Source organism: Marinicella sediminis (assembly GCF_002000055.1).
GTDB lineage: Bacteria > Pseudomonadota > Gammaproteobacteria > Xanthomonadales > Marinicellaceae > Marinicella > Marinicella sediminis.
Map to the genome: position 1 here is coordinate 1 of NZ_MVBD01000024.1, position 5,078 is coordinate 5,078.

General features: G+C 54.6%; 1 protein-coding gene. It reads left to right on the forward strand.

Annotated features, from left to right (window positions below):
• On the forward strand, window positions 1-5,078 hold a 5,078-nt coding region (locus B0475_RS17185), incomplete at both ends, for an SDR family NAD(P)-dependent oxidoreductase (protein WP_157893048.1).

A 5,078-nucleotide genomic window follows, 5' to 3' on the forward strand; every position in this document is an offset into this window, starting at 1 on the left:
TTGGGCCGTGTTTTTGCGCGTTGGATACTGGACCAGGCCGAAGGGGTTCGGCTGGTTTTGACTGGCCGGGAAGCTTTGGATGCCAACCGCGCCAGTTTATTGGCACAGTTATCAGGTGCAGATGAACAGGTTCTTTATGAGCAGGTTGATTTGTCGTCATTATCGTCGGTCAGCGCGATGTTTGAACGGGTGGTTTCGGCCACCGGCCGGGTTGATGGTGTTTTGCACATGGCCGGGATGTTGTCAGATGGGTTGTTGTTGCACAAAGAGGCTTCGGCTTGTGCCCAAGTGTTGTCACCGAAGGTTGCAGGCAGTGTGAACCTGTCGCAAGCCAGTGCGCATTTGCCGTTGGATTTCATGGTGCTGTTTTCTTCGTTGTCTGCTTGGGGAGGTAACGCAGGTCAGGCAGATTATGCGGCGGCCAATGGTTTTATGGATGGTTTTGCGGCCCACCGCAATGCGGCGGTCTCGGCTGGTTTGTGCCATGGCAGGACGGTATCGATCAATTGGCCGCTGTGGTCCTCAGGTGGGATGCAGATGACGGCAGAAGAACAAGCGGCTTTCAAAGAGCTGATGGGCTTGTCGGTGTTGTCCGATGAAGAAGGCCTTGGGCTGTTCAGTCAGAGCCTGTTGTTGGATTCGGATCAGGTGATTGCGCTGTCAGGAGACCGTTCCCGTTTGCCGCAGGCGATGTTACCGGCCCAAGGTGTGGTGAGGGTTGTTGATGATCCGGTTGCAGAACCGGCCCACGGGGAGGCTGAAGTTGTTTCAGCTTCCAGCGAACCAGATGTTCACGCCCGGGTCAATGCGTACCTGAGCCGTCAGTTTTCCCGTTGGTTGAAGTTGCCGGAGTCAGAGGTTGGTCCGGAGGTTGGCTTTGAACGATATGGGATTGATTCGATTCTGGCGATGAGTTTGACACGTGAACTGGAGAAGGTGTTTGGCACCTTGTCCAAGACGTTGTTTTTTGAATACCAAACGATTGCTCAACTGGGTGAGTACTTTGTGCAATCACATGCCCAACAGCTCGATGAGCTGCTGGCAAGCCCGACCCCTTCAGGTGCTGCTGCCCCGAGCGGTGCTGCTGCCGCGGCAGCCAAGTCAGTTGATACCCCCCGGGTTGCGCTCACCAAACGCCGTTTCAGGACGCGGCCCAGCTCATCGGCCAGCCCCCGGACAGCGGCTGTTCAGCCGCTGTCCACTGATCCCATTGCGATCATTGGACTCAGTGGCAGTTACCCTCAGTCACCGGACCTGGAGTCCTATTGGTTGAATTTACAATCAGGTCGGGACTGCATTGAAGAAGTACCGGCTTCGCGCTGGCGTTGGGAAGATTATTACACCGCAGACCGCACGGCCGCTGGTGGCCACTTTAGCAAGTGGGGTGGTTTCATTGATGGTGTTGATGTGTTTGACCCCCGTTTTTTTGGTATTTCACCCAAGGAAGCGAAGTTGCTGGATCCACAAGAACGGCTGTTTTTGACCCACGCCTGGCAGGCGATGGAAGAAGCGGGTTATACCCGCGAGGGCTTGCGTGCTGGAAACGGAGAAGAACCACCCGGGCAGGTTGGCGTTTATGTGGGTGTGATGTATGGGGAATACCAGCTTTTGGGAGCAGAATCGAGTTTGCAAGGTGTTCGCCTGGGTACAGCCAGCAGCATTGCAAGCATCGCCAACCGGGTTTCATATGTGCTCAATGCCCATGGACCGAGCATGACCCTGGACACGATGTGTTCATCGTCATTGACGGCGATTCACCTGGCTTGTCAGGATTTGCGGGAAGGTCGAACGAGTTTTGGCGTTGCCGGAGGTGTGAACATCAGCATACATCCAAACAAGTACCTGATGCTCAGTGCCGGTCAGTTTGTCTCCAGTGATGGGCGTTGCCAAAGTTTTGGTGAAGGTGGCGATGGTTATGTGCCTGGTGAAGGAGTTGGTGTTGTTTTGTTGCGTCGGTTGTCAGATGCCCAGCAGGCAGGAGACCACATCCATGGATTGATTCGTTCAAGTGCATTGAACCACGGGGGTAAGACCCATGGTTTTACGGTTCCTAATCCGCAGGCCCAAGCCCAGGTGATTGATTTGGCATTGCGTCGTTCAGGCGTTGATGCCCGTCACATCAGTTATGTTGAAGCCCATGGCACGGGGACCTCACTGGGAGACCCGATTGAAGTCAATGGTTTGTCGAAGGTGTTTGGGATGGATACCGATCAGAAGGGTTATTGCCTGTTGGGATCGGCCAAGTCGAACATTGGTCATTGTGAAGCGGCGGCAGGGATTGCTGGCTTGACGAAGATTTTATTGCAAATGCGTCATGGCCAGGTTGCACCCTCGTTGCATTCATCGACGCTGAACCCACACATTGATTTTGCCAACAGTCCTTTCAAGGTTAATCAGACGCTTTGTGCCTGGGAACGTCCGGAGGTTGATGGTGTTCAGGTCCCTCGGGTGGCTGGCTTGTCGTCATTTGGCGCGGGAGGATCCAACGCGCACATGGTGGTTGAAGAATATGTGGCACCGGCTGCTCAAGCGGTGGTTGCCGGTTCGGTACTGATTGTTTTATCAGCGCGCACAAGCGAGCAACTGCAGGCCAGGGCGGCGGATTTGTTGAATCACTTATCGGTTCGCGAAGAGCTTGATTTGGGTGGAGTTGGTTACACCTTGCAAACGGGCCGTGAACCGATGGCCCACCGGCTTGGTCTGGTGGTTGAAGACATGGCGGACCTGCTTTCGAAGCTGGGGTCTTATGTGTCTGGTGAATCGGGCCTGGATGATGTTTATGAAGGGCACACAGACCAGGGTCGTGAGACCTTGTCGTTGTTTGGTTCAGATCAGGACTTACAAACGGCGGTTAATAAGTGGGTGAGTGAAGGCCAGTGGTCACGTTTGCTGTCGTTGTGGGTGAAAGGTTTGCCCCTGGATTGGTCACAGTTGTATGTGGGTCGTCAGATGCACAAGGTGAGTTTACCGACTTACCCCTTTGCCGAGGAACATTATTGGTTGTCGATGCCAGGTGATGTTGAACTGAGTCGGCCCGCGCAACTACACCCGTTGTTACACAGCAACTGCTCGAATCTGCATCATTTGAGTTACCGCAGTGAGTTTGTTGGTGATGAGTTTTATCTGGCCAATGAGTCAGGCCATTTTCCTGTTTCGGCGTATTTGGAGCTGGCCCGGGCGGCTTTGTCAGATGCCTTTGGTGTTCTGTCAGATGATCAGATGCTGGCCCTGGGTTCGGTGGCCTTTGGTCACCCATATGTGGCTGGTGATGGTCAGTTGATGATCGCATTGTTGCCAGGTGATTCAGGTCAGGTTGGTTTTGAGGTGTACAGTGAGCCGTCAGAATCGGTTCAGCACGTACACTGTCAGGGATATGGGTATTTGACAGCCCGTGCCGTGCCCGATGCCGTTGATGTGAATGACCCGGTATATGAAGTGCTTGAGGTTGACTCGTTGCCAGGTGTTTTGTTGACGCCCTCGCTGACCCATGGATTGTTGTCAGGTTTGTTGGGTGCCGGTCAGTCAAGTCGCTGGATGGTTTCGCAAATCGGTACGGTGCATGTGTTGGGAGCCAGCAGCCCGCGTTTGTATGCCCGGGTTCAGGCGTTTTCGGATCAACATCCCGCACAGGCGGCAATGGATGTTGACTTGTATGATGAATCAGGTCAGTTGTGTGCCCAATTATTGAATTGCCGGATGTTGTCGGTTGCATTGCCAGTGGGTGATGAGCCGGCTATGTCAGCCACGCCGTCCTTACCGGTGTTGGCAGCAAAGCCGACCACCCCGGTGTATTTGCCGGTTTATGAGTCAGGTTCATCATCCGGTGAGCTCAGCGCACCGGTGCTGAACAAGCCCAGTGGCTTGTCTTTGGTTGATCCGGCAGTGATGGCCAGTGAGCCATTGCCGACTTATTCGGCAGGACCCAAAGTGTCGTTGTTACCACCTTCGCTGATGGCTTTTGTGGACGCTGATGAGTCTGACCGCGTGCGTTTGCATCACCAGGGTGATGGTGTTGGTGTGTTGGAATTGATGCCGATGAGCGATGGTGATCAGCAAGCCCAGGGCAAAGCCTTGTTGGCTGGTTTGCAGCGAGCTGCTGAAGAGTCGTCCATTCAGGTTTTGTTGCTCAAGGGCTTGAGCAACGAATCCCTGGGTCTGGCCGCACAGCAGGCCAGCTGGGCACAGGATTTGTGTGCTGGTCTGATTGAGTTTCCATACCCTGTGATTGCGGTGATGAGTGAAGATGCGATTGGTCTGAGCTTGTTGTTGGGTGCCATGTGCGACTTCATGTTGTTGGCAGCAGAGAAGTACTATGCCTACACGGATGTTGATGCGAATGTTTATGCCACCACACAGGATGCGGCGGTGCTTACACAACGGTTTGGTTATTCGCAGGCCCAAACCTGGCTTTATGGGCCCAAAGCCCGTACCGGCCAAGCCTGCCGCAACGCAGGTCACACAGGGCAGGTCGTACCAGGTGGGCAACTGAATGACAAAGCCCGCCAATTGGCTTTGAACCTGGTTACCAAATCAGCCAAGGCACTGGGCCTGCTCAAGGCCCATTTGGCGGTGCAAATACCTGCAGGAGGGTCTGGTTTGGGCCTGGTATCAGGGGATGTTACAGGGCAGGACCGTGTGGCCTCACCCCCCCAGGTTGGTGCTGGATTGGTGCTGGATCAACCCTCACCGGGGCTGTGGCATGTGGCGCTGGATGCCACAGCCACCGATGGTGCTGTTTTGGTTGAATCCCTGGTTGATGTGTTGTTGCGCTCTCACCCAGATGAAGGTTGTCATGCGCTGGTGCTTTCCAGTGCCCATGAACAATGGTTGCCTGCTGACCAGGGCATTGAACCGTGGTTGCGCCTGGCCGATGCATTGGTTCAGGTTTCGGTTCCAGTGGTTGGGGTGTTGCAACATGCATCATCAGGTCGTGGTTGGTTATTGGGTCTTTGTTGTGATGTTTGTGTGTATGCACAAACATCACAATACAGCACCTCTGACCTGGGCAGTGAGCCTGAACTGCTGCGCCTGGCAGGTGCATTGTTCCCGCGTGCATTTGGCCGCCACCTGGGACAGGA